Genomic DNA, 24,405 nt, shown 5'->3' with positions numbered 1-24,405 from the left:
ATCGCTTCCGGACATATCCGGCGAGTCTGCGATACGCAGCCTGTTTCGGCGATCAGACAAGCTTTCGTCTCTCTTTCTCAAGATCGGAAATTTAGAGAGTGTACGCTATTTATCCTGTTCTATATCTGACGCTAAAACTTCGTGCAATATAGGGCGCTGCTCAAATAAAATGCATTCGTGCAAGTAAATATTGCAAATGGCGCGGTAGATGACGGATTTGTTAGATGCCTCGGTCCGCATCATATCCGTAAGCAGAACAAGCGTAGGCGCTATACTGACGCGATCTGCGGCGACAGAATGCGAAGACGCCACGTTGCGAAAGGAACTCTAGTGCGAAGGCACTGCTCTAGCGGCGCCGACGGCCTCGGCCAAATCGCTCCAGGCGGCCTTCGATGGCGCAAAACGGGCGCGTAAATACGCCAATAGCTCGGCAAGCTGCGCGTCATCCAGCACGGTTTTGAAGGACGGCATGGACATGATCTCCGTGCCCTTGCGTCCGACTTTTCGAGCGAGAATCTCCGGCGCATCGACGCCATTCAATATCGCCTGCAGGACGTTGTCCGGCCTATCGCTGTGCAGATTGCTATTGAGAAACAACGGCGCGAGGACATCATCCTGCGTGTGGCAGGAGGCACAGGCGCCGTTGAAAAGACGCTCCCCGCGCGGGGCGATAAGCGCGGCCTGAGCTTCGCCAGCAGAGCTGGCCGACGTCGCCGCTGTGATCGGGGCAGTGGCATCGGCATTTCCAGTCTCGGGCTTTTGCATGCTTGCGAGATAACGTGCCATCGCCCGAATGTCCTGATCGGGAAGAGGTGCAAGCGATGCGACGACGTGCGCCATTGGGCCGGCTGCGCTGCCGTGGTCGTGAGAGTGGCCGGAGCGCAGGTAGTCGTAGAATGCTGCTTCCGCCCAGCGAACGGGTGCGCGCGCATCGCCATTGAGTGCGGGTGCTTCCCAGCCTTCGGCAAAGCCGCCTGATAAATGCGCTTTGCCACCCATTTCGGCCCCAAGAATATTTCGGGGCGAATGGCAGGCTGAGCAATGGCCAAGTGTTTCGACAAGATAAGCGCCGCGATTCCACTCCGTCGTTTGCGCGGAATCATATGGGAACGGCTTCGCGTTTAGGAATAGCGCGTTCCAACTCGCCATTAGCCCCCGGACATTGAACGGAAAGTGGAGCTTTGTTTCGGGAGCTTTCGTCGGCACCGGCGCTTGCGTCATCAAGTAGGCGTAGAGCGCCTGCAGATCCGCCTCGCTGGTCCCTGCGAAGGACGTGTACGGGTGCGCTGGATAGAGATGATGGCCGTCGCGGCTGATGCCATCGCGCATCGCCCGTTCGAATGCCGGATAGGACCAGCTTCCGATGCCGTTTTTTTCATCTGGTGTGATGTTGGTCGCATAGATCGCGCCGAATGGCGTGTCGAGCCGGCGGCCGCCAGCAAATGTTTCGCCGTTGGGCCCGACATGACAAACGTTGCAAGCGCCTGCGGCGGCGGCGAGCCGGCCGCGCTCGACCGTTGCGGTGCTGTACGTTGTCGGATCGGGGCGAGGAATAGGATCGATCGCGGGACGCCAGGGCGAGCCAATCGTCAGCAGGCCGGCCGTGGCCGCTACGAAACTCGACAGTCCGACCCCTCGTAGCCACTTGCGCTTCTTTTTCGGTTGCGGCTCGCGGCTGAGCGGGGTTCCGCCGAGTGCCGCCAAAACCCGTTCCGGAGTAAGCGGAAGCTCGCGAAAGCGAATTCCTGTTGCATCGAAGACGGCATTGCAGATCGCAGCTGCGCTGGGAACGGACGCCGATTCGCCGACGCCAAGCGGCGGTTCCTCTGGCCGCGGGATCATCAGGACGTCGATGTCCGGTACTTCAGGAAACGTGATGAGCGGATATCCGCCCCATTCTTGGCTTTTGACGGCGGTCGATGAAAATTCGACCTGCTCCTTCAGCACGCGACTGGTCGACTGAATAATGTTGCCGTGAATTTGGTGACGGACCCCGGCGGGATTGATCATCATCCCAGAGTCTTGACCGCATATCACGCGTGTTACGGCAATCTCGCCCGTTTTGCGGTTGACGGCGACGTCGGCGACCCAGGCCGCCCATGCGGCTGCGGTGCCCGGAAATTTCCCATGGACGTAGACGGCATAAGCAAAGCCGCGGCCGTAAAGTAAATCGCCTTCTCCACCGAGCGTCTGCGGCTTCGTGTGCGGAACCCATTTCGCGCGTTCTGCTACGGCACGAACGAGGTCGATTGCACGAGGGTCCGTGAGATAGCGCAAACGATATTCGATCGGATCGACAGCCGCCGAAGCCGCAAGCTCGTCGATGAAGGACTCGTGCGCAAACGAATTCGGTAGCGCAGAAACGCCGCGAAACCATGACGCCCGAGCGATGGGCGGCATGTCGTGAACGGTGACGCGCAGGTTGCTGTAAGCGTAGGGCGGGATCGCCGTTCGATCGCCCATCTGCACCGTATCGGCGACCGCCGCGACCTTGCCCGTCAACAGCAGCGATAGCGTCGGGGAGAGATTGGAGGGATAGCGCGTTTCGAAGTCGTAGGCGGCCGGACCGCCTTCGAGATCAAGTCCGCCCCTGACGTCGATGACCTGCGCGGCGCCTTTCGGCTCCCATACGTGCTCTTGCTCGCGCGTCAACTGCACGCGAACCGGTTTGCCGACCGCGCGCGAAAGCAGAGCTGCATCGGCCGTGACATCGTCGGCGCAATTGCGGCCATAGCAGCCGGCCGCCTCAAGGCGTTCGACCGTGATGCAATCTTCGGGCATGTCGAGCAGGATGCTCAGATCCCTTCGCATCGGAAAAGGGTTTTGCGTCCCGGACCAAACCATCAAAGCTTCATCGCGATAATCGGCGACGGCGCAGGAAGGGCCGATCGAACCGTGCATCTGATAGGGCCAGACGTAAGTCCGGTTCATTGGTTCCGTCGCGCCTTCAAGGGCTTGATCGACATTGCCGCGATCCGCCAATTTGCGCGGCGTTGCAGGATTTTGACGAAGCGCGTTCTCGGGAAAGTTCAAATCCGAATGGCCGGGCGGCGAGTGCCACACGGTTTTGAGCTGAGCGGCAGCCGACGCCGCGTTCTCTTCGCGTGTCGCTACGATGCCGACGAAATCTCCGATGACGACGATCGAGACGATTCCCGGAATATGAGCGATCGAATTTTCATCGACGGAAATCAGGCTTCGACCGACATGCTCTCCATGGTCGAACCCGCCGTAAGGCGGACGCACGACGCGGCCGTGGAGCATGCCGGCAACTCGGACGTCGTGGACGTAAGTCCATCGCCCCGTGACCTTGGCTGGGATATCGACACGCGCTTGCGACGCGCCAACGATGCGATATTGCGAGACTGGTTTCAGCGGCGCGTTGGGATCGATATTCAATCGAGTGCGCTGGCTGGCGATGAGTTCACCGAACGCCACGCTCTCATTGCTGCCTGTCGTGCTTCGTATCACGCCTTCTTCGACAACTAGCTTGCCGGGTTCGACGCCAAGATGGCGAGCGGCGGCCTGCAAAAGGTAATGTTTTGCGGTCGCCGCAGCTCGACGCAGCGGATTAGCCGCAACCTGGATCGTTTCGCTGGCGATTGTCGCACCCTGGTCGGGGGTGACGGACGTGGTGCCGAGCACCATCGAGACGTGGTCGAACCGAACGTCGAGTTCTTCCGCAATGATCTGTGCGAGCGATGTTCTGATGCCCGTTCCGAGATCGACGTGACCATTAAACCCGGTAACGCGGCCCATCGCATCGATGGCGATAAAAAGCTCAAGCGGTCCATCCGGCTGCTTGGAGGCAACGACCGTCAACATGTCAGCCTGATCGAGATAGGCCGCTGACGTGTTTTCAATGTTGCCCGGCATTGCCACTCTCGTTTTCGTCGGTATCGGTGGTTTGGTGGATATCGTGCGGTTCGCTTGGCGATCTTGACAGCCGTTTGCGCAAGGCGGCCGCGTGCCGGACTGCTGCAAGAATTTCGATGTGCGTGCCGCAGCGGCATAAATTGTGTTTAAGGGCTGCTCGGATATCCCGATCGCTGGGATCATCGTTCCTCTGCAGAAGGGCAACGGCCGAGATGATCATCCCGTTAAGGCAATACCCGCACTGCGCGGCCGACTGTTCGATAAACGCCTGTTGCACCGGATGAAGTGCATCATTCTCGCCGAGACCTTCCAACGTAACGATTCGTCGCGCGCCAACCGATCCGAGTGCGATCGTGCATGATCGCGCGGCACGTCCGTTGATCAATACGCTGCACGCGCCGCATTCGCCGAGCCCGCACCCGTACTTTGGGCCGTTGAGCTCAAGGTCGTTCCTTAGGATGTAGAGCAGCGGCGTTTGATGGTCCGCGTAGACGGTGACCTGCTTGTTATTGACGTGAAGCTCGACGGGGCCAGCTTTAGTCGTGCACAAATTCGTGCATCTCCGTTGCGCTCAGACGACCATGCTTCGATGCGCAAGGTCTCAACCTCTTTGATGCCTCGGATAGCATCGAATATCCAAGCGACGCAATAACAAGTGCATACGCTTTTGTTGCGATGCTGCTGTTAATGTCTGTCGTCGGCAAAGGTGCAAGAGAAAGGCCATTTTGCTATGTTTGTGTGCACAAATGCTAATAGTTGGTCACATTAAACGCTTGCCAACAATAGCGTGTACGCTTAAATGGCCTCATCGGGACGCCCTGGAGGCGCCTGCGAATCCTCTTACTCTGCAATGATTGATATGCCAAAGCACAACAAGACGATTGCGATTATCGGTGCCGGACTCGGAGGCGCTGCAGCCGCTGCGCTGCTTCAACACGCCGGCTTTGAGGTGCAGCTCTATGAGCAGGCGCCCGGCTTTTCCCGCCTCGGTGCGGGGATCCACATGGGACCGAACGTCCTCAAGATTTTTCAGCGCATCGGCATCGACCAAAAGCTCGCCGAGATCAGCAGCAAGCCAAAATTCTGGTTCAGCCGTGACGGCATCACGGGCGAGTACCTGTCTCGCATTCCGCTCGAGGGTTACGGGGCGACCTACTGCACCGTTCATCGCGGCGACCTTCATAAGTTGCAGATTGGAGCACTTCAGCCTGGCACGCTGCATTTCGATAAGCGCCTTAAGCAAATCGATGAGGGCGGCAACGACGTCTATCTCGAATTCGAGGACGGCACCTCCGCGCGTGCGGATATCGTCATCGGAGCCGACGGAATAAACTCGCGTGTTCGCGAAATTTTACTTGGCGTCGAAAAGCCGAATTATAGCGGCTGGGTCGGTCACCGAGCCGTTATCCCTGCGAACAAACTGAAAAAGTACAATCTCGATTTCGAGGATTGCGTGAAGTGGTGGGGACCAGACCGCCACATGATGGTCTATTTCACGACCGGCGATCGCAGCGAATACTATTACGTGACCGGCGTGCCGCACGACGCCTGGGACTTTAGGGACCCATTTGTCCAAAGCAGTCGGGAGGAGATGGCGGATGCCTTCAAAGGCTATCATCCGGTCATCGAGTCACTCATTGACGCGACGGACGAAGTTACGAAGTGGCCGCTTTTTAATCGCAATCCGCTGCCGCTCTGGAGCAAGGGAAGGCTGGTTCTTCTCGGCGACGCGTGCCACCCGATGAAGCCGCACATGGCGCAAGGTGCCGCCATGGCAATCGAAGATGGAGCGATGCTTGCACGCTGTCTCGGGGAGACGGGCATCGAGAACTATTCAACTGCATTCAAGCTTTATGAAGCCAATCGCAGGGACCGCGCGACGCGCGTCCAGACCGTTTCAAACGCCAACACGTTCCTGCTGACACAGGAAGACCCGGCCTGGGTCTATGGCTACGATCTTTATGCCGAGCCGTTGAAGAGCGAGGCAATTGCCTGATGGCCGGTCCGCTCTACGGCGCGAACGTATTCGCCAACGGCATTCGCCAGCATTACTTGCGTTACGGCGGCAAGGGGCGCGCGGTCATTCTCATTCCCGGAATCACGAGCCCGGCGATTACATGGGGGTTCGTTGCCGAACGCTTGGCGAAAGATCATGACGTCTACGTTATAGATGCGCGCGGCCGCGGGCTGTCGTCGACCGGGCCGGACCTCGACTACGGCCTTGATGCGATGGCCGCAGACGTTGTCGAACTCGCAAAGGTCTTGAAGTTAGAGAAGCCGGCACTCCTGGGTCATTCCATGGGTGCCCGCGTCGCGGTTCGTGCGGTTGCCGGTGATAAATCCGCCTTTTCACGCGCCGTTTTGGTCGATCCACCGGTGTCGGGTCCAGGCCGACGCCCCTATCCCAGCAAGCTTGAGTGGTACGTCGATTCCATTCGTCTCGCCGTGAAGGGCATCGACGCCGAGGGCATGCGCGCTTTCTGCCTCACCTGGACGGATGAACAGCGCGCACTCCGCGCCGAGTGGCTTCATACCTGCTTTGAGCCTGCGATCGTCGGGGCGTTCGAGGACTTCCACAAGGACGACATCTTTCCCAGTGTGCCGAGTCTTTCGCTGCCCGCAATGCTCATGGTTGCTGGCCGCGGCGGAGTGATTACCCAGCGGGACGTCGATGAATTCAAGGCGCTGAAACCAGATATCGAAGTCGTCCGGGTGGAGAACGCCGGTCACATGATTCCATGGGATGACTTCGACGGTTTCTTTGACGCGCTTGGAGATTTCCTCGTTCGATAACTCGACAGCCGAACAACGAGAAGAAGCTAAAAAAATTGTAATAAAGGAACGCAAGCCTTGAATTATCGCATCGGTCAGATCGTGCCGAGTTCGAATACGACGATGGAGACGGAAATTCCCGCGATGCTCCTGGCGCGGCAGGCGATTCGTCCTGACCGCTTCACCTTCCATTCCAGCCGTATGCGCATGCGGACTGTGAAAAAGGAAGAGCTGAAAGCCATGGATTCCGAGTCGGATCGTTGTGCTGTCGAGCTTTCCGACGCTCGTGTGGATGTCCTGGGTTACGCCTGCCTCGTCGCGATCATGGCGCAGGGCTCAGGATACCATCGTGTTTCCGAGCTGAGGCTGCGCAGCCACGCGTCTGAGAATGGCGCTGATGTTCCTGTCGTGACCAGCGCTGGTGCGCTCATCACAGGCCTGAAGGCAATGAGGGCAAAGCGCCTTGCGATCGTCGCGCCGTATGTGAAATCCCTCACCGAACTTGTCGTCAATTACATACGCGACGAGGGCTTCGATGTTCAGGATTGGCGCGCTCTCGAAATTCCGGACAACCTCGAAGTCGGGCGTCATAACCCCGATAAATTGCCGGATATCGTTCGCACGCTCGATCTCAGCGGCGTGGATGCCATCGTGCTGTCGGCATGTGTGCAGATGCCGTCTCTCTCCGCCATCGCCAAGGTGGAAGCGATCACCGGCAGGCCCGTCATCACCGCGGCCGTTGCCACAACTTATTGCATGCTGAAGGCGCTCAAGATCGAGCCTGTCGTACCGGGTGCCGGCGCGTTGCTGTCTGGAGCATACTGATGGGTGGGGCTCCGCAAACCGCAGCAGCAAACTATCAAGGTGTCTGGGGTGGGCGCATCGGTTTTGGTGATCGTCCGGCACTGCTCGTCGTCGATTTTCTCAAGGCCTATACGCGGAAAGAGTCACCGCTTTTCGCGCTGGGCGTGGTCGATGCCGTCGCGAATACGCCGGAGCTTCTCGCCGCCGCGCGGCAGGCTGGTATTTTTGTCGTCCACACCCGCATTCTGTATTCCGCGCCGGACTGCGCCGACGGAGGCATCTGGGTGAAAAAGGCCCCGGTCATGAAGGCGATGGTTGAAGGCAATGTCCTGGCGGAATTCTGCGAGGGTGTTGAGCCGGAAAAAGATGAGCCGGTCATCGTCAAGCAATACGCGAGCTCTTTCTTCGGCACGAGCCTCGCATCACTTCTTCATACGCAAAAGGTCGACACCGTCGTCATTGCGGGCTGCTCGACGAGCGGCTGTGTTCGCGCCACGGCCGTCGATGCAGTTCAATACGGTTTCCGCACGATAGTCGTCCGCGATTGCGTGGGCGACCGCCATCCTGAACCGCATGCTGCCAATCTCTTCGATATCGACAGCAAGTACGGGGACGTCGTCAGCAAGGCTGACGCGATCGCGGCAATCAAGGCCGCGCAGACAACTCGCTAATACCGATCACAAGTAACCGCAGAGCGCTGAAGGGAGATATGTCGATGGACCGGAACGTCTTGACGGAAATGTGCCTCGAGCAGCTGACGCTCAGCGGCGTGCATGAAGGAGAAAAAGTCATCGTTTTGTCCCAAGGCGAGGAACGCCTGGATTACGCCGATGCGTTTCTGGCTGCGGGTCAGCGGCTCGGTTGCCAGATGTATCATATGCGTCTCCCCGCTCCGATGCCTGAGACCGGGGCATGGGCCGTCGGTAAGACTGGGCTTGCCGCCATGCCCGACGCGGTCGAGGCATTGAAACAGGCCGACATGGTCGTCGATCTGATTTTCTTGTTGTTCAGCGATGAACAGATGGCGATTCAGGCCTCGGGCACGCGCGTGTTGACGGCTGTCGAACCCGCCCCGTTGCTCGCGCGCCTAATGCCGACGAAGCAGCTGCGCGAACGCGTCGAAGTCGGAGCCGAACTCCTGGCCAAAGCCAAGACGATGCGGATTACGAGCAAGCACGGCACCGACGTCGTCTATAAGCTCGGCGTATATCCGACGATGAGCGAATATGGCTACACCGATCAACCCGGCCGGTGGGATCACTGGCCGGCGGCTTTCGTCTTTACTGGTGGCGCGGACGATGGCGTTGACGGCACGATCGTTTTGGCGCCGGGTGACGTGCTTCTTCCTTTTAACACGTATGTTCGTGAGCCCGTGACCTACACGATCGAAAAGGGCTTTATTCAGGATATTCGCGGTGGTCTCGACGCTGAGCTGATCAAATCCTACATGGCGACATTCAACGACCCGCGCGGGTTCGGTATGTCTCATGTCGGCTGGGGCTTGGATCATCGCGCGCACTGGCATGGATTGACGCAATTCCCTGGCGGTATGGGTATGGAGCTGCGGTCCTTCTACGGAAACGTTATGTTCTCGACCGGCCCGAATAACGAACTCGGCGGTCCGAACAATACCGCGTGCCACCTCGATATCCCGATGCGGAACTGCAACCTCTTCCTTGACGACGAGCCGATGGTCCTCGACGGCCATATTGCCGTGAAAGAGATGCAGCACAATTTCAGCTAGACAGCGAGCGGTGCATGCTGCCTCGCCGCCGTCACCGTCAGCTTGGATGTGCCATCAGCCTCTGCGTCGCTTCAGTTGCGACGCTCCGCAAAGAGCGCTATCGCAAAGGAGAAAACCAGGGGGAGGCCGTGAGTGACGAAAGAGAAGCCTGGCACGCAACGGCGAATGCCGGGGACGTACAAGGTCACCGAGCAGGTGGGTCACCTGATGCGCAAAGCGTACCAGCGTCACCTCGCGATTTTTCAGGAGAACGCCAGCGATCCGGATTTGACTGCTGTGCAGTTCACGACGCTATGTGCGCTTCGCGACAATGGCCCGAGCTCGCAGGCGGAGCTCGTTAAGGCCACGGCAATCGATCAGGCAACGATCCGCGGCATCATCGAACGGCTGAAGACACGCGGCCTGATAAAGGTGACGAAAGATGCGGAGGACGGCCGCAAGGTCATCATGTCGTTGTTACCCGCCGGCGAAGCCGTTCTGGACGACATGTATCCCAGGGCATTTCGCATCAGTGAATTGACAGTAGCGAACCTCAATCCAGCGGAACGAATGGCTTTTACTTATCTTCTTCAAAAAATCATCGATGGCTGAGAAGGTCCCAACGCCTCTCGCAGCTTGACGGCAGCTTTCGATCAGCTGGCTGCCGATAAAAAGGCGTTTAGAAGCGGGTCTTGATTTTGAGGCAGGGCTTGCGGGAGCCTCGCTAACTCAGCTTATCGCTTCAGGCCACGTCCTCATTTGGGATGTTTGACCCAAGAGCGGCGCGATATGCGATTGGACTTCTTCGTCCGCATTCTCTGCAAAGAAGACCTGGACGCAAGAGGCCGCTTTATCGCAGAAGCTGACTTGAGCAGCCGCAGCACAGCCTTTCGAACTACGACCGGAATGCCGAGAAAGCTGCCATTGGTGCGTTCAACTGGACTGGACGCAGCTTCGTGGCCGACGTTTCAGACGCGATCAAAAACAATCGCAATTCTTCGTCGCTGAATGCCCGTTTCTTCTTCGATTGCTTCTTTTCGTCCCTGGTGAACCGCGCCTTTATTCCAGCGAACGGGTTTGTCGCTAAGCGGCCTTCCGAAATCGCGACAGCGTACAGAGCGGAGAGCTTCGCCAAGTGCTGAGACTGATTGACACCGCTCACACCGGTCTCGCTCATGTGATCTCGCCACCTCGCTGCATCTTGTTGCGAGATATCGGCCGGATCGCAATCCGCCCCCAAAAACGTCATGAAGCGTCGGACGTAAAGACGTGAGCGATCGAGGCTTTTCTTGCCTTGCGGCCTCGTTTTTCCAGAAAGGTCGACGAGGGATGATAAGCCTATCCCGTCAAATTCCGATTTCTGAATCAATTTTGCTCTAGGCAAGCTTTCGCTCTCAACAGCTTCGACCGCGTCGGCGAGTTATAAACGGGTATATCTCCAATCCTTTTCAAGCTCCTCGGGCATCGGAATTTCTTCGGACATGCCTTCAAACGTTTGCCCGGACCTTGGGAGGTCCGACATGCGTTTCAGGCCCGAGATCAACTGGTTATCGAACGCTTGCAAATACTTGAGCTTTTGAAGGCCGCCTCCAGCGGCAATTTCATTCCGTTCATCTGGTGATAGTCGCTTAAGCCGCGCAATTTGTGCGTCGCATTGGAGGGAGAGGTCGCGCGCGGCCTTCAGTGCATCAGACCAGCTGAGGCTGACGCCGAGATACTTTGACCAGGCGGCCTTACCTACAACCTTGCGCAATTCGCGGGGTACGGAGCGGTAATACCGGTACCCATTTCCGTGCTTGCTCAAATGCGTTTGAGATCGCCTCGCCATGAGGCAAAAACGGCTCGAAAAGCCGCCGGTGTCAACACGTTTGACAACACATTGTTAACGCGCTCCACGGCGGAAATTCAATGATTTCAGTGGGATGGTGGGCGGTATAGGGATTGAACCTATGACCCCACGCGTGTGAAGCGTGTGCTCTACCGCTGAGCTAACCGCCCGATTTGGGAACGGCCCTTATGCGAGGCGGCGGATCGCGCTGTCAAGCCGCAAACGGGCCGCGATCTGGGCCGGAAAGCCGCGGACGGCACATCACGGCTTGGCGGCTGGTGCAGGCGTCACCGTGGCGCTGGCGAGGATAGCCTCGATCGTAGCGCGGCTGGCGTGACCATCGGCCAATGCGATCTTGGGTGCGTAGGCAGTCACGATAGCGGCCCGACCTTCGCCGCCGATAACGAGCAGGAACCGTGACTCGGGGCCTTGTGCGCCCTTCGCCTCGGCCGTGACGAACGTATATTCGCCAGTCCGCTTTAGGCCGCCGTCGACGTAGGCCGGATCCGTGAAGCCGAGACTTTTCAGGTAGTCGAGAAACGCCGGTCCTTTGAATTCATGTAGCGCTTCGGACGGTAATGGCGAAGCTTCGATTGTAATGCCGGAAGCATCCTGGTGGATCGCCGGAGGTTGGCTCGATACATCCTTGAAGTCGTCCGCCACTTCGACCGACACGGGACCGACCGTCGCGGTCTTCGCTACGGCCTCCGACACCATGACCAACGACAATGCGAAAGCCGCGAGTAGGGCCGCAACAAGGCGTTGAAACGGAAACGTCTCGGGCATCTAAAACCTCAAGATTGAAGCACTGTTCTTGCTATGTGTCGTTCGCACCGACGCTCTCCCATACACTGCTGCCCCGTTGCAAGAGAAACTCGGCGTACCGACGTGATTCGCTGCGTGGGCGCGCCGCGCCTCTCTCGTCAAAGTTGCCAAGTATCGCACCGCACCCTTGAAATTCGGGCATTTCCCTTGGGACGTGAGGCCAAGTGGACCTTGCGCCGAACACCGTCATAGTGCCATGTCACCCGGCAAAGACAAACGACGCCGGGGGGCGCTGGTGGCGACTTCTCAAATCGAAGTCGTTGGGGAGGACTTTTTTTGCAGTCAGCGGAGCCGGAACGCCCGAACCTGATTTCTTTGGGCCTGAATAAGATTGGCCTATTGGGCATCAGGGCGCCGATCATATCGGCAATCATCGTCCTTATTCTAACGGCTGCTGCGGCGGCCGGCATTTCGCGCCTCAGGGTCGACGACAGCCTGTCGGAGCTGTTCCGCACCAACACCCCCGAATTCAAGATCTACGAAGAGATCGACAAGCGCTTCCCATCGAGCGAATACGACGTTCTGGTCGTCGTCGAAGGCAAGAGGCTGCTGACGAAAGAAGGGCTGACGGCCTTCGGCAATGCCGCCGCCGATCTGCAACTCATTGACGGCGTCAGCGGCATCGTGTCGATGCTGTCCGCGCGCGGCAAACCCGACGCGAGCGGATATCCCCCGCCGATCGTGCCCGACGACCTGCCCGACGATCCGGTCGAGTTCGGTAAGATCGTCGATGCCCTGAAAACCAACGACATCGTCAAAGGCAAGTTTCTGTCGAACGATGGTCAGCTCGCGCTGATGGTGCTGGCGCTCGACCGCAAGGTCGTTGAAGAGAAATCCGCGAAAGTCGTCATCGGCGAGATCGAAAACACGGCGAAGGAAGATCTCAACCCGGTCGGGCTGTCGGTGAAGCTCGCCGGCGCGCCGGTCATGCAGCTTGAGATCCGCAACGCTGTCGAGCGTGATCAGATTGTCTATAACGGCCTCGGCCTTCTCTTCGGCGCAGCGATTGCAGCGATCTTCTTCCGCCGCATATCGCTGATGCTCGTTGCCGCGCTGCCGCCGGTCATTGCTGTGGCCTGGTCGCTGGGTCTGCTCGGCTGGCTCGGGTTCAAGCTCAATCTGTTCCTGAACGTCATGACGCCGCTCATCATGGTGATGGGCTTTGCCGACAGTATGCAGATGGTGTCGGCCTTCCGCATCCGGTTGCGCGAAGGCGACACCAAGCTTCAGGCTGTCCGCTTTGCGATCCTCGTTGTCGGTCCCGCGTGCGTGCTAGCGCACGGCGCGGCGTTGCTGTCGTTCCTGGCATTGTTGTTCTCGGAATCGGGCCTCATCCGCACGTTCGGCGAAGCAGGCGCCATGGCAGTCTGCATCTCGTTCTGCGCCGTCATCGTCGTGCTGCCGATCCTGGCGCTGCTGTTCGTGCGCAACGAGAAGACGCTCGCCAAGGACCACACGCCCGCCGATGGACTGATGGACGCGCTCGGCATTTTCGTCGGCGGCATTGTCGATCGCGTCGTCAAGCATTCGGTCGTTTACACGGCCATAGCCTTTGCGCTGTTTGCCTACTTTGCCTCGCTGCATCTCGCGCTAGAGCCGCGCTATCGCCTCGCCGATCAGGTGCCTGACCGCGAGCAGGCGATTGCCGCGACCGGCCGCATCGATTCCAAGCTCACTGGCGCCAATCCGTTCCACGTCATGATCCAGTGGAAGAACGGTGCCAGCCTCTACGATCCCAAGACGCTGAAAGTGATCGAAGAGACCCACGAGGCCCTTGAAAAAGCCGCGGGCCTCGGCAACGTCTGGTCGCTCGAGAGCCTGCGTCGCTGGCTGCGCGAAAGTGGCCAGGACAACGTCGAGACGATCAAGAAATACGTCGGCCTTCTGCCGGAACACCTCGTCCGCCGCTTCATCGCCAAGGACGAGAAAGCCGTACTCGTGACGGGCCGCCTGCCGGACGTTGACGCCAGCAAGATTCTGCCCCTGGTCCATTCGGTCGATAAGGCGCTCGATCCGATCCGCAAGGCGTATCCCGAATATCAGATCTCGGTAACGGGCTTGCCCGCGCTTGCGGCACGCAACAGCTACCGGATGATCTCGCAGCTTGACGAAAGCATTCCGCTCTGCGTGCTCGTTGCGGCCGTATTGCTGGCGCTTGCCTTCCGTTCGGTGTTCGTCGGGTTCATCAGCTTGCTGCCTGGTCTGTTTCCGGTCGTGACGGCTGGAGCGATGCTCTACTTCATGGGCGGCGGCTTGGAATTCTCATCTGTCGTTGCGCTGATCGTGGTCTTCGGACTGGGCGTCGATGCGCTGATCCACTTCCTGAACCGATTGCGCATGGAGGAGCAGCCCGGCGTCCCGCCCGAGCTTGCCATTCGTCGTGCGCGCGTTCTGGTCGGCCCGGCCATCATCCTGACGACGATCGTGCTGGCCTTCGGCCTCGGCGTGACGATTTTCTCCGACCTGCCGTCGCTGCGGCTGTTCGGCCTCGTCTGCGGCGTGACGCTGATTGCGTCGCTGGTCGCCGACCTCGTGTTCCTGCCGGCCACGATCCTCGTTTACCGCCGTTATATTAGCGGTCACGACGTTTGATAGCTTGAACACGCGTTAACGGTTGCGGCCGACGCCGGTCGCAGCCTAGTCTCGGCGCAAGTGACTCCGAGCAGGACGCCAGCCGTGACGCGCAAGCTTATCATCGTATTGGCCAACGCCAGTCCGCACAGCGACGAGTCGATCTGCCCGCCGATATTTCAAGCCTCCGTCGCAGCGTCGATGGGCTATCAGGTCGAGGTCGTCTGCACGGGCGGCGCCGCCGAAGTTCTGCGCAACGGCGTGGCCGAAGCCGTGCACGTCAAGGCGGCCGAGTGCCGGTCGGTTTACGACTTCATCAAGGAAGCACACGCATCAGGCGTCCGCTTCCATTGCTTCTCAACCGGCCTCGATAGCTGCGCCATGCGCAAGGACGATCTGATCGCCGAATGCAGCGGCGTCATTGGCGCCGCGCATTTCATCGAAGAGATCATGTCGGACGATTGCCGCGTTCTAACCTACTAGCCGTTATGAACTGACCGGCATCCCCGCGAGCTTGCCGATCGCCCCGCGCAGCTCGCGGTAATCGTTGATGACGACGTCAGGCCCGAACGACAGCACCGGATCGATGCTGTAGCCGAAGCTCACCGCCACGACCGGCACCTGCGCAGCCCTCGCCGTCCGGATGTCGGTTTCGCTATCGCCGATCATGATGCTCTTGCCCGAATGTCCGCCGGCCAATGCGATCGTGCCCGTCAGATGCCGTGGATCAGGCTTGTAAGCGCCGAGACTGTCGCGCCCGGTCAAAGCCGAGAAATAGCCGTCCAGTTGCAGCGCTTCGAGAACGGCGCGCGCCTGCGCTTCCATCTTGTTGGTACAGACCGCGAGCGTCGCGCCTTCGGCTTTCAGCCCGTCGAGCGCTGCTACGATGTGCGGGTAGGGGACACTGCGATCGGCGATGTGGGCCGTGTAATAAGTCAGGAAGACCTCGAACAGATCGTGTAGCTCGCGTTCGGGAAGTTTTCGCCCGTGCGCCTTCACCGCGCCGTCGATCATCGCCAGCGCGCCATGGCCGACGAATGGGCGAATTTCCATTTCGTTGATCCGCTCAAGGCCGAGCGTCGAGAGCACGTGATTCGTCGCTTCGGCCAGATCCGGCGCCGTGTCGATCAAGGTGCCGTCCAGATCAAAGACGATCGTCCAACCCTGCATGAAATCTCCTCGTATTTTCATTGGTTGGCGTCGGCGGCGCGCATTCCGCACGCCACCGTCGACGCTGGACCGTAGTCGTCTCGGTCCGCTCTGTCACGGCGTCACGAATGTCTGGTAGATTTGCGCGGCTTGAAAGCGCCGCACCGCCAGCCTAGACAAGGCGCACGGTCCGGCGAGCAGCAGCCGATTTTGGTCTTTGGGGGCAAGATGAGCACTGACGATTGGAAGAGGCAGGCGGCCGAGCAGGCGCTCGGCTATGTTGAAGACGGCATGAAGCTCGGTCTGGGCACCGGCTCGACGGCTGCGAAGTTCGTCGAACTGTTGGGGGCACGCGTCAGAAGCGGCCTGAAGGTCGTTTGCGTTCCGACGTCGGAAGCGACGCGCGCCCAGGCGGCAGCCCTCGATATTCCGTTGACGACGCTTGATGAGACACCGGCGCTCGACCTCACCGTCGATGGCGCCGACGAACTCGACGAAGACCTGCGCCTCATCAAGGGCGGCGGCGGCGCGCTCCTCCGAGAAAAGATCGTCGCGGTGGCTTCGAACCAAGTCATCATCATTGCCGACAACAGCAAGCTCGTCGAGGTACTCGGCAAGTTTCCTCTGCCGGTCGAGGTCGTGCCGTTCGGACTGGCGGCGACTGTAAGTCTGATCGCCAAGCTTGCCGACGATCTGGGGCTCGACGGTGAGATCAAGTTGCGCCGTGGTACGGATGGCAAGGCATTCGTAACCGACAATGGCAACCATATTCTCGATTGCGCGTTCGGTTCGATTGACGATCCCGAAGCGCTGGACGACGCTTTGAAGCTCGTTCCCGGCGTCGTCGAGAACGGTCTTTTCCTTGGCATTGCCGATGTCGGCATCATTGCCGGACCAATGGGTGTAGAAGTCATTTCGGCAATTGAAATCGATTTCGAAGAGGATGAATAAAAATGGGCCGCTGGCTGCGAATAATTGCACTGTTTCTCGTCTGTTGTTCGACCGCGGCGCTGGCTGAAGACTCGCCCGCAACGCCACCCGATCCCGCCCGCGTCGCCGCCGCCCGCGATCTGCTTGAAGTCACCGGCGTCACGAAACAGATGGACGGCATGGTCGAAGCCATGTCGCGCGGCTTCGCCAAAGGCGCCAACGCCGACAATTCCGAAGCCGGCAAAAAGCTCTCGGCGCAATTCGACTCGAGCATGAAAAAGCTGCTCGAATATAAAGACCAGATGATCACCGACTTTGCCAATCTCTACGCCGAGACGTTTACGGCTGAAGAGATGAAAACGGTCGCCGACTTCTATCGTTCGGGGCCGGGTGCAAAGTTTATCGCCAAGACGCCTGAACTGATGAAGAAGGGCGCGGAGATCGGTATGAAATACAGCGCCAAGATCGCCGACGAAATCAAAGCCGGGCAGACGCCGCCCATCCCCACCGATCAGAAGTAAGCCTGCATAGCCAAGCGATGTCAGATTTCGAATACGACCTTTTCGTCATTGGCGCAGGTTCGGGCGGCGTGAGAGCCGCCCGCATTGCGTCGAGCCACGGCGCACGCGTTGCGATTGCCGAGGAATTCCGCATCGGGGGCACCTGCGTGATCCGCGGGTGTGTTCCAAAAAAGCTGCTCGTCTATGCCAGCCGCTTTAGCGACGAATTCAAGGACGCGGCAGGCTTCGGCTGGACGCTGCCTGAGAGGACATTCGACTGGCCGTCGCTGATCGCCGCCAAGGACAAGGAAATTTCGCGCCTCGAAGCCGCGTACCGCACGACGCTCGACAAATACAAGGTAGAGGTTTTTCCCGAACGTGCGATGTGCCTGTCGCCCAACGAGGTGCGCCTGTCAGCCTCCGGCCGGACGATCACAGCGAAGACAATATTGATCGCGACGGGCGGCCACCCCAACGTCGATCGCAAGCTTCCCGGCATCGAGCACGTCATCACCTCGAACGAAGTCTTCAACTTGAAGAAATTTCCGCGCCGCATCGTCATCGCCGGCGGCGGCTACATCGCGACCGAGTTCGCATCGATTTTTCATGGGCTCGGCTCTGACGTCACGCTGATCTATCGCGGCGAGAAAATCCTGCGCGGGTTCGACGACGATCTGCGTGACGGCCTCGTCGAGACGATGAAAGCGCGCGGCATCCGCATCATCAACGAAAAGGTTTTTACCAAGATCGAGAAGACGGCGTCGGGGCTCGTCGGCACGATCACGGGCGGCGAGACGCTCGAAGCTGACCAGATCCTGTTCGCGATTGGCCGTTCGCCGAACGCACGCGGACTGGGCCTCGAAGCCATTGGTGTAGAGATGGACGCTGCCAACGCCATCATTGTCGACAACCATTCGCAAACGACGGTGCCATCTATATATGCCGTCGGCGACGTCACCAATCGCGTAAATCTCACGCCCGTGGCCATTCGCGAAGGCCAGGCCTTCGCCGATAGCGTCTTCGGCAACAAGCCGACGCTCGTCGATTATACGACGATCCCCACCGCGGTCTTTACAACGCCTGAGATCGGTACCGTCGGTTTCACCGAGCAGGAAGCGAAAAACCAGTACGGCGACGTGCATATTTACAAAGGCAGCTTCCGCACGATGAAGGCGATCCTCGGCGGCCGCGATGAGCGCACACTCATGAAGCTCGTCGTACAGTCTGAGACGGATCGTGTCGTCGGCGTGCATATTCTTGGACCAGACGCAGCCGAGATCGTGCAGACGGCCGCCATCGCCGTGCGCCTGGGCGCAAAAAAATCCGATTTCGATCAAACCATGGCCTTGCATCCATCGGCCGCAGAAGAACTTGTGACTTTGCGCGAGAAATGGATGGCCCCTGGCGAAGCGGCGGCTTGATCGGGAGAGTGCACCGCCGTATGGGTTCGGCCCCCCAATCGACGACGTGAGGTTCACATGGCGCGGCTCAGCGGAAAGATCGCAATGGTAACGGGTTCCGGCGGCGGCATCGGCGCGGCGATCGCGCATCGCTTCGCTGCCGAAGGAGCGCACGTCTGGGTGACCGACATCAACGGCGAGACCGCCGAGCAAACCGTTCGCGATATCAAGGGCAATGGCGGCGCCGCGACGGCGATGGCCGTCGACGTCTCGAAAGGCCAGGACATCACGGCGCTGTTCCGCAACATCGAGAGCGCCCACGGCTACGTCGATGTTGTCGTCAACAATGCCGGCATCCTCGTTCGTGGCGAAGTCCGCCAGCTGTCCGATTCCGATTGGACGAAGCTGCGCGAGGTGAACCTCGACGCCATCCTCAGAATTTCGCGTGATGCGCTGCCGCTGCTTCGAAAGTCGAAGTCGGCGTCTCTCATCAACATTTCCTCGATCATGGCGAGCCGAGGACTGCGTCCGCTTGCGGCCTATACCGCCACCAAGGGCGCCGTCACGGCGCTGACGAAGGGGCTGGCGGTCGAATACGCGCCGTTCAACATCCGCGTGAATGCAATCGCCCCTGGCTACGTCGAAACCGCCATCACCGACCGCCTGCTGAAGTTGCCGCCTGTCAAGCAGGCCCTGATCGACAAGACCCCCATGGGCCGCCTCGGCCGCCCGGAGGACATGACGGGCGCGGCGGTCTTTTTTGCCTCCGACGACAGCCTATATTGCACGGGATCGGAACTGGCCGTCGATGGCGGCATGGGAGCCGGGCTTTAATCGCAAGAAACGCCACCCGGGACGGGCTGGCGCGGGGCGGCGATATCACCTATAAGCGCCCCGAGATAATATGCCACAGAGCAGAGGAAGGCACCGCCTCCGGGCGGGGCCCGATAGCTGCTTTTTAGGAGTTGACGATGGCGTCCAACGCCCAAGCCGAAAAATGGTCGCCAGATACCTGGCGCGGCAAACCCATCATGCAGGTTCCGGAATACCCGGACGCCCAGGCCCTCGCCGACGTGGAAGCCCGTCTGGCGTCCTTCCCGCCGCTCGTTTTTGCCGGTGAAGCCCGTGAGCTGAAGAAGCAGCTTGCTGCGATTGCCGGTGGCCGTGGTTTCCTGCTTCAGGGCGGCGACTGCGCCGAGAGCTTCGTTGAGCATCGCGCCGACAACATCCGCGACTTCTTCCGCGTCTTCCTGCAGATGGCCGTCGTGCTGACGTACGCCGGCGGTGAGCCCGTGACGAAAGTCGGCCGCATCGCCGGGCAGTTCGCCAAGCCGCGCTCCTCGCCGACCGAGAAGAAGAACGGCCAAGAGCTGCCGAGCTATCGCGGCGACATCATCAACGGCACTGAGTTCACGGCCGAAGCGCGCATCCCCGATCCGCAGCGCCAGCTCGAAGCCTATCGTCAGTCGGCGGCGACGCTGAACCTGATCCGCGCCTTCGCGACCGGCGGTTATGCCGATCTCGAACGCGTGCACCAGTGGAACATGGGCTTCGTCAAGGACAGCCCGCAGGGCCACCGTTATCAGGAGCTGGCGGATCGCATCGCCGAAACGCTGCAGTTCATGCGCGCCTGCGGGATCACGTCCGACAACACCTCGCAGCTCCGGACGACGAGCTTCTACACCAGCCATGAGGCGCTGCTTCTAGGCTACGAAGAGGCATTGACGCGCAAGGATTCGACCAGCGGCGACTGGTACGCCACGAGCGGCCACATGATCTGGATCGGCGATCGCACGCGCCAGCCCGATCACGCCCACGTTGAATACTGTCGCGGCATCAAAAACCCGATCGGCCTCAAATGCGGCCCGTCGATGGATGCGGACGGCCTGCTGCGCCTGATCGACCTTCTGAACCCGAAGGACGAACCGGGCCGCCTGACGTTGATTTGCCGCTTCGGCTACGACAAGGTCGAAACACACCTGCCTAAGCTGATCCGCGCCGTGAAGAAGGCGGGCCGCTCGGTCGTCTGGTCGTGCGATCCGATGCACGGCAACACGATCTCGGCTGTCACCGGCTACAAGACGCGGCCGTTCGACCGCATCCTGAAGGAGAGCCTGTCGTTCTTCGAGGTCCATCGCGCGGAAGGTACGCACGCGGGCGGCATCCACGTCGAGATGACCGGCCAGAACGTGACCGAATGCACCGGTGGCGCGACGGCGATTTCCGAGCAGGATTTGTCGGACCGCTATCACACCCATTGCGACCCGCGCCTCAATGCTGACCAGGCCTTGGAGCTGGCTTTCCTCGTTGCTGAGCAATTGAAGAAGGAGCGGAACGCGGACACGCACATGGAGCCGAAATCGCTGATCGCGTAACGGCGGGGCCTTTTGTTCGTGACGTTTGTGTGTATGCTGAACAGCGGCCCCGCTTGGCAGGGCCGCTGTTTTCATGTCGAGGGTTTGGCTCACATGGGATTGCACATCTTCGCCGCGCTGGCGGTTTGGACGTCCGCGGCCGCAGCCATCGCGATCGAGCGCCGCCCGGCGACGCTCAGCGTCGTCCAAGAGGGCGGGGGCATGTGTTGGGACCCCGACGTCGAGTTCCCGGTCCCCTGTGGCGACGACGGCGATTAAGCCAGCGGCTTCGCGGTTCTGGACCTCGGTCGCGCCGCGCCCTAAATAGCGGGCATGACATCACCCGCTTCGCTCAAGATCGCCCTCGCTCAGCTCGACCCCGTAGTTGGGGATTTGCAAGGCAACGCTGAACGCGCCGCCCGCGCCCACGCCCGCGCCAAGGAGCTTGGCGCGGACGTCGTCGTCTTCTCGGAGCTGTTTCTCAACGGCTACCCACCGGAAGACCTCGTTCTGAAACCCGCCTTCCAGCAGGCGACGAAAGCTAAGCTCGAATGGCTGGCAGCCGCCTGCGCCGATGGACCCGCCATCCTGATTGGAACGATCTGGACGGAAGGCCAAAAGGTGCATAACGCCGTCGCGCTGCTCGACGGCGGCCGCATCCAGGCGACGACGCTGAAGGTCGATCTGCCCAACTACGGCGTCTTCGACGAAAAGCGCGTGTTCGCACCGGGACCACAACCCGGTCCGCTGAATGTCCGCGGCGTACGCATCGGTGTGCCCATCTGCGAAGACATCTGGAGCACCGAAGTCGTCGAGACGCTAACCGAGACGGGCGCAGAAATTCTCGTTTCGCCGAACGGTTCGCCGTTCGATTGGCCGAAGCCCGACGCCCGCATGAATGTCGCCGTCGCGCGCGTCACCGAAAGCAACCTGCCGCTCGTCTATCTCAATCAGGTCGGCGGCCAAGATGAGCTTGTGTTTGATGGCGCGTCGTTCGTGTTGAATGCCGACCGCAGCCTCGCCGTGCAGCTTCCGGCTTGGCGCGAAGACGTATCCGTAACGGAGTGGACCCGCACGCCGTCGGGCTGGGTCTGCCGGAAGGATAAGGTCGCGAAGCTCACCGAAGGCAAAGCCGCCGCTTACCACGCCTGCGTTCTGGGTCTGAAAGATTATGTCGAGAAGAACGGCTTTCCGAGCGTCGTGCTCGGTCTGTCTGGCGGCATCGACTCCGCGCTCGTCGCGGCGATGGCCGTCGATGCGCTTGGACCGGAGCGCGTTCACGCCGTGATGCTGCCGTCGAAGTACACCTCCGACGATAGTCTCGAAGACGCCGCCGCCTGCGCCAACGCGCTCGGCATTCGCTACGACAAAGTTTCGATCGAGCCCACCGTCGCCGGCTTGACCTGGAGCCTGAAGGATCTCTTCACAGGGACCAACGCCGACATCACCGAAGAAAATCTGCAAAGCCGCGTGCGCGGCACGATCCTGATGGCGGTGTCGAACAAGTTTGGCGGGATGGTCGTGACCACCGGCAACAAGAGCGAAATGTCCGTCGGCTACGCGACGCTCTACGGCGACATGAACGGCGGCTTCAATCCGATCAAGGACCTCTACAAGACGGAGGTGTACGAGTTGGCGCACTGGCGCAACGCACACGTGCCGGAAGAAGCGAAAGGACCGGCGGGCATCGTCATCCCAGAGCGCATCTTGACGAAAGCGCCGACGGCGGAGCTTCGCGCCAACCAGACCGATCAGGATTCGCTGCCGCCCTATGCGGAGCTGGACGACATTCTGAATTGCCTCGTCGAAAAGGAAATGCCGCTTGCGGACGTCGTCGCGCGCGGCCATTCGGTCGAGACGGTGAAGAAGATCGAGCGGCTGCTGTACCTAGCCGAGTACAAGCGCCGCCAAGCCGCGCCCGGCGTCAAGATTTCCTCGCGCAACTTCGGCCGCGACCGCCGCTATCCGATCACGAACAAATTTCGTGAGGATGTGATGCAGGCGGACCAGAAAGCGTCTCCAGTCCCAAAACCTCCAATAGTTGCCAAAGGCGCCTGACGCCAAACCATCGCTCCGTCATGCCGACGGAGGTCGGCACCCAGACAATCTTCAGCATGCTCAATGTCGAAATTGTCTGGATCCCGGCCTGCGCCGGGATGACGGCAAGAATCAAGCGCCTCGCCGCCGCCTTACGAGGACGACGAACAGAACTTGCGTTCGACGGTGCGCACGCTAGGTTGCGCGCAAATCCGATCATCAATCGAGCTTTTCATGAAACCACGCGTCCGCTTTGCTCCGAGCCCCACGGGCCGCATCCATATCGGCAACATCCGGACGGCGGTGCTCAATTGGCTTCTCGCCAGAAAGTACGGCGGTACATTTCTGCTCCGGCTCGACGATACCGACACCGTGCGCTCGACACAGGAATACGCGGACGCCATCTGCGATGACCTGAAGTGGCTCGGTCTCACCTGGGACGAGTTCGCGCGGCAGCAGGATCGCACGGGCCTGTACGACGAAGCAGCTGAAGCTCTGAAAGCCAGTGGCGCGCTCTATCCATGCTTCGAAACGGAAGAAGAATTGGACCGCCGCCGCAAGCGCCAGCTCGCGATGCACAAGCCGCCGATCTACGACCGTGCCGCGTTGAAGTTGTCCGACGACGAAATCGCAACCCGCATCGGTCGTGGCGACAAACCGCATTGGCGCTTCCGACTTCCGAACACGGAAGAGGAGCGCGGTCTCGCGCCGCAGCCCACGCTCGTGTCGTGGAACGACTTGATCCGCGGCGATCAGACCGTCGATCTGGGCTCCCTGTCCGATCCGGTTCTGATCCGCGAGGACGGCACCTATCTCTACACATTTACCAGCGTCGTAGATGATGTTGCCTTCGGCATCACGCACATCGTGCGCGGTGAGGATCATGTCACGAACACTGGCGTGCAGATGGCGATCTTCGAAGCTATGGGCGCAACGCCGCCCGAGTTCGGCCATCACTCGCTGCTTGTCGGCGCGGATGGACAGGCGCTGTCGAAACGTCTCGGCGCGCTGTCCGTGCAGAGCTTCCGCGACGATGGGCTGGAGCCGATGGCGGTGCTCTGTCACGCCGCGCTCGTCGGCACCTCTGATGCGATCGAGCCATTCAAGTCGCGCGATGAGCTGGCCGCCAAACTTGACTTCGCAAAAATCTCGACCGCGCCAGGACGCTTCGACGTCGCCGAACTGAAGACGCTCAACAGCAAGCTGCTGCACATGCTCGACTACGCTGATGTTGCGGATCGCTTGCGCGCGCTCGGCATCGAGGGCCGCGAAGACTTCTGGAATGCCGTGCGCGGCAACCTCGAACTTTTTGCTGATACGCAGGACTGGTGGACGGTTGTGGCGGGAGACATCGATCCGGTCATTGAAGATTCGAAAGTGACCGTCGCGGGCGCGTCGCTGCTGCCGCCTGAGCCGTGGAGCGAAGCGACTTGGTCGGAATGGACCGGCGCGATCAAAGCTCAAACCGGCGCGAAGGGCAAAGCGCTCTTTCACCCCCTGCGCCTCGCGCTGACGGCACGTGAAGCCGGACCCGAGTTAAAATTCCTGCTGCCGCTGATGGGCCGCGACCGCGTTCTTGCCCGCCTGGAAGGTAAGAGAGCTTAGCGGATTGCCATCATCATCCCCGGCTCTCGAC

General features: G+C 60.1%; 21 protein-coding genes and 1 tRNA gene. 15 read left to right on the top strand and 7 right to left on the bottom strand.

The window, feature by feature from the left end; all coding sequences use genetic code 11:
* Window positions 1-327 precede the first annotated feature (327 nt).
* Together ACLB1Z_RS11795 and ACLB1Z_RS11790 are read right to left on the bottom strand one after the other, a co-directional pair.
* Window positions 328-3,876, bottom strand: a complete 3,549-nt coding sequence (locus ACLB1Z_RS11795) for a molybdopterin cofactor-binding domain-containing protein (protein ID WP_409560027.1) — start codon at window positions 3,874-3,876, stop codon at window positions 328-330.
* Entirely contained in the window at window positions 3,860-4,426 is a 567-nt protein-coding gene (locus ACLB1Z_RS11790; RefSeq protein WP_409560026.1) for a (2Fe-2S)-binding protein, read from the bottom strand. The genes ACLB1Z_RS11795 and ACLB1Z_RS11790 overlap by 17 nt, the downstream gene beginning before the upstream one ends.
* A gap of 300 nt (window positions 4,427-4,726) precedes the next feature.
* Between ACLB1Z_RS11790 and ACLB1Z_RS11785 the strand changes: the two genes are divergently transcribed.
* The 6 genes from ACLB1Z_RS11785 to ACLB1Z_RS11760 all read left to right on the top strand — a co-directional run bounded on the left by ACLB1Z_RS11785 (window position 4,727) and on the right by ACLB1Z_RS11760 (window position 9,787).
* Window positions 4,727-5,872 (top strand): FAD-dependent monooxygenase, encoded by a 1,146-nt coding sequence (locus tag ACLB1Z_RS11785; RefSeq protein ID WP_409560025.1) that lies wholly within the window; start codon window positions 4,727-4,729, stop codon window positions 5,870-5,872.
* Window positions 5,869-6,669: an alpha/beta fold hydrolase gene (locus ACLB1Z_RS11780; RefSeq protein WP_409563268.1), complete on the top strand. Its 801-nt coding sequence runs from the start codon at window positions 5,869-5,871 to the stop codon at window positions 6,667-6,669. The genes ACLB1Z_RS11785 and ACLB1Z_RS11780 overlap by 4 nt, the downstream gene beginning before the upstream one ends.
* A 102-nt stretch (window positions 6,670-6,771) precedes the next feature.
* Window positions 6,772-7,473 (top strand): Asp/Glu racemase, encoded by a 702-nt coding sequence (locus ACLB1Z_RS11775; RefSeq protein ID WP_409563267.1) that lies wholly within the window; start codon window positions 6,772-6,774, stop codon window positions 7,471-7,473.
* Window positions 7,473-8,123, top strand: coding sequence for an isochorismatase family protein (locus ACLB1Z_RS11770; protein ID WP_409560024.1), 651 nt, complete (start codon window positions 7,473-7,475; stop codon window positions 8,121-8,123). Before ACLB1Z_RS11775 ends, ACLB1Z_RS11770 begins: the two co-directional genes overlap by 1 nt.
* Window positions 8,124-8,167: 44 nt before the next feature.
* Window positions 8,168-9,196: a leucyl aminopeptidase gene (locus tag ACLB1Z_RS11765; protein WP_409560023.1), complete on the top strand. Its 1,029-nt coding sequence runs from the start codon at window positions 8,168-8,170 to the stop codon at window positions 9,194-9,196.
* Between the two features lie 165 nt (window positions 9,197-9,361).
* Window positions 9,362-9,787 (top strand): MarR family winged helix-turn-helix transcriptional regulator, encoded by a 426-nt coding sequence (locus tag ACLB1Z_RS11760; protein WP_409563266.1) that lies wholly within the window; start codon window positions 9,362-9,364, stop codon window positions 9,785-9,787.
* Window positions 9,788-10,070: 283 nt separating this feature from the next.
* Here the strand turns inward: ACLB1Z_RS11760 and ACLB1Z_RS11755 are convergent, their stop codons facing one another.
* From ACLB1Z_RS11755 to ACLB1Z_RS11740, 4 genes are all read right to left on the bottom strand, one after another.
* Complete coding sequence (locus ACLB1Z_RS11755; RefSeq protein ID WP_409560022.1) at window positions 10,071-10,352, bottom strand: hypothetical protein; 282 nt, start codon at window positions 10,350-10,352, stop codon at window positions 10,071-10,073.
* A 243-nt stretch (window positions 10,353-10,595) separates the two neighbouring features.
* Entirely contained in the window at window positions 10,596-10,979 is a 384-nt protein-coding gene (locus ACLB1Z_RS11750; protein ID WP_409560021.1) for a hypothetical protein, read from the bottom strand.
* A 119-nt stretch (window positions 10,980-11,098) separates the two neighbouring features.
* Window positions 11,099-11,173, bottom strand: a tRNA-Val gene (locus ACLB1Z_RS11745).
* Between the two features lie 91 nt (window positions 11,174-11,264).
* On the bottom strand, window positions 11,265-11,789 hold the full coding sequence (locus tag ACLB1Z_RS11740; protein ID WP_409560020.1) for a hypothetical protein: 525 nt from the start codon (window positions 11,787-11,789) through the stop codon (window positions 11,265-11,267).
* Window positions 11,790-12,104: 315 nt separating this feature from the next.
* Between ACLB1Z_RS11740 and ACLB1Z_RS11735 the strand changes: the two genes are divergently transcribed.
* Together ACLB1Z_RS11735 and ACLB1Z_RS11730 are read left to right on the top strand one after the other, a co-directional pair.
* Window positions 12,105-14,420: an efflux RND transporter permease subunit gene (locus ACLB1Z_RS11735; protein WP_409560019.1), complete on the top strand. Its 2,316-nt coding sequence runs from the start codon at window positions 12,105-12,107 to the stop codon at window positions 14,418-14,420.
* Between the two features lie 84 nt (window positions 14,421-14,504).
* Window positions 14,505-14,882: a DsrE family protein gene (locus ACLB1Z_RS11730; protein ID WP_013947844.1), complete on the top strand. Its 378-nt coding sequence runs from the start codon at window positions 14,505-14,507 to the stop codon at window positions 14,880-14,882.
* Window positions 14,883-14,885: 3 nt separating this feature from the next.
* Here ACLB1Z_RS11730 and ACLB1Z_RS11725 read toward each other — a convergent pair whose 3' ends face one another.
* A complete protein-coding gene (locus tag ACLB1Z_RS11725) occupies window positions 14,886-15,569 on the bottom strand; it encodes an HAD family hydrolase (protein ID WP_409560018.1) in 684 nt (227 codons plus the stop codon).
* Between the two features lie 207 nt (window positions 15,570-15,776).
* On the opposite strand from ACLB1Z_RS11725, the gene rpiA reads away from it, so the two are divergent.
* The 7 genes from rpiA (at window position 15,777) to gltX (ending at window position 24,374) form a co-directional block, all read left to right on the top strand.
* Window positions 15,777-16,499: a ribose-5-phosphate isomerase RpiA gene (rpiA, locus tag ACLB1Z_RS11720; protein WP_409560017.1), complete on the top strand. Its 723-nt coding sequence runs from the start codon at window positions 15,777-15,779 to the stop codon at window positions 16,497-16,499.
* Window positions 16,500-16,501: 2 nt separating this feature from the next.
* Entirely contained in the window at window positions 16,502-16,999 is a 498-nt protein-coding gene (locus tag ACLB1Z_RS11715) for a DUF2059 domain-containing protein (protein WP_409560016.1), read from the top strand.
* A 17-nt stretch (window positions 17,000-17,016) separates the two neighbouring features.
* Window positions 17,017-18,399: a glutathione-disulfide reductase gene (gene gor / locus ACLB1Z_RS11710; protein ID WP_409560015.1), complete on the top strand. Its 1,383-nt coding sequence runs from the start codon at window positions 17,017-17,019 to the stop codon at window positions 18,397-18,399.
* 57 nt (window positions 18,400-18,456) lie between these two features.
* A complete protein-coding gene (locus ACLB1Z_RS11705; protein WP_409560014.1) occupies window positions 18,457-19,212 on the top strand; it encodes an SDR family NAD(P)-dependent oxidoreductase in 756 nt (251 codons plus the stop codon).
* Between the two features lie 137 nt (window positions 19,213-19,349).
* Window positions 19,350-20,753, top strand: coding sequence for a class II 3-deoxy-7-phosphoheptulonate synthase (locus ACLB1Z_RS11700; protein ID WP_409560013.1), 1,404 nt, complete (start codon window positions 19,350-19,352; stop codon window positions 20,751-20,753).
* A 312-nt stretch (window positions 20,754-21,065) separates the two neighbouring features.
* Window positions 21,066-22,790 (top strand): NAD+ synthase, encoded by a 1,725-nt coding sequence (locus ACLB1Z_RS11695; RefSeq protein ID WP_409560012.1) that lies wholly within the window; start codon window positions 21,066-21,068, stop codon window positions 22,788-22,790.
* 213 nt (window positions 22,791-23,003) lie between these two features.
* The gene (gltX, locus tag ACLB1Z_RS11690) at window positions 23,004-24,374 is read left to right on the top strand and encodes a glutamate--tRNA ligase (RefSeq protein ID WP_409560011.1); all 1,371 of its coding nucleotides are present in this window, start codon (window positions 23,004-23,006) and stop codon (window positions 24,372-24,374) included.
* Window positions 24,375-24,405 lie beyond the last annotated feature (31 nt).

The sequence above is a fragment of the Hyphomicrobium sp. MC8b genome (assembly GCF_905067615.1).
In the GTDB taxonomy this organism is placed as follows: Bacteria; Pseudomonadota; Alphaproteobacteria; order Rhizobiales; family Hyphomicrobiaceae; genus Hyphomicrobium_B.
The sequence above is the reverse complement of the archived record's forward strand: the minus strand, read 5'-3'. Positions and strand labels throughout refer to the sequence as shown.

What these genes read in the sequence shown, in the direction of transcription:
- ACLB1Z_RS11795 (WP_409560027.1), bottom strand. Translation starts at nt 3,876, where the DNA reads ATGCCGGGCAACATTGAAAACACGTCAGCGGCCTATCTCGATCAGGCT.
- ACLB1Z_RS11785 (WP_409560025.1), top strand. Translation starts at nt 4,727, where the DNA reads ATGATTGATATGCCAAAGCACAACAAGACGATTGCGATTATCGGTGCC.
- ACLB1Z_RS11775 (WP_409563267.1), top strand. Translation starts at nt 6,772, where the DNA reads ATGGAGACGGAAATTCCCGCGATGCTCCTGGCGCGGCAGGCGATTCGT.
- ACLB1Z_RS11770 (WP_409560024.1), top strand. Translation starts at nt 7,473, where the DNA reads ATGGGTGGGGCTCCGCAAACCGCAGCAGCAAACTATCAAGGTGTCTGG.
- ACLB1Z_RS11765 (WP_409560023.1), top strand. Translation starts at nt 8,168, where the DNA reads ATGGACCGGAACGTCTTGACGGAAATGTGCCTCGAGCAGCTGACGCTC.
- ACLB1Z_RS11760 (WP_409563266.1), top strand. Translation starts at nt 9,362, where the DNA reads ATGCCGGGGACGTACAAGGTCACCGAGCAGGTGGGTCACCTGATGCGC.
- ACLB1Z_RS11755 (WP_409560022.1), bottom strand. Translation starts at nt 10,352, where the DNA reads ATGAGCGAGACCGGTGTGAGCGGTGTCAATCAGTCTCAGCACTTGGCG.
- ACLB1Z_RS11740 (WP_409560020.1), bottom strand. Translation starts at nt 11,789, where the DNA reads ATGCCCGAGACGTTTCCGTTTCAACGCCTTGTTGCGGCCCTACTCGCG.
- ACLB1Z_RS11725 (WP_409560018.1), bottom strand. Translation starts at nt 15,569, where the DNA reads ATGCAGGGTTGGACGATCGTCTTTGATCTGGACGGCACCTTGATCGAC.
- rpiA (WP_409560017.1), top strand. Translation starts at nt 15,777, where the DNA reads ATGAGCACTGACGATTGGAAGAGGCAGGCGGCCGAGCAGGCGCTCGGC.
- ACLB1Z_RS11715 (WP_409560016.1), top strand. Translation starts at nt 16,502, where the DNA reads ATGGGCCGCTGGCTGCGAATAATTGCACTGTTTCTCGTCTGTTGTTCG.
- gor (WP_409560015.1), top strand. Translation starts at nt 17,017, where the DNA reads ATGTCAGATTTCGAATACGACCTTTTCGTCATTGGCGCAGGTTCGGGC.
- ACLB1Z_RS11705 (WP_409560014.1), top strand. Translation starts at nt 18,457, where the DNA reads ATGGCGCGGCTCAGCGGAAAGATCGCAATGGTAACGGGTTCCGGCGGC.
- ACLB1Z_RS11700 (WP_409560013.1), top strand. Translation starts at nt 19,350, where the DNA reads ATGGCGTCCAACGCCCAAGCCGAAAAATGGTCGCCAGATACCTGGCGC.
- ACLB1Z_RS11695 (WP_409560012.1), top strand. Translation starts at nt 21,066, where the DNA reads ATGACATCACCCGCTTCGCTCAAGATCGCCCTCGCTCAGCTCGACCCC.
- gltX (WP_409560011.1), top strand. Translation starts at nt 23,004, where the DNA reads ATGAAACCACGCGTCCGCTTTGCTCCGAGCCCCACGGGCCGCATCCAT.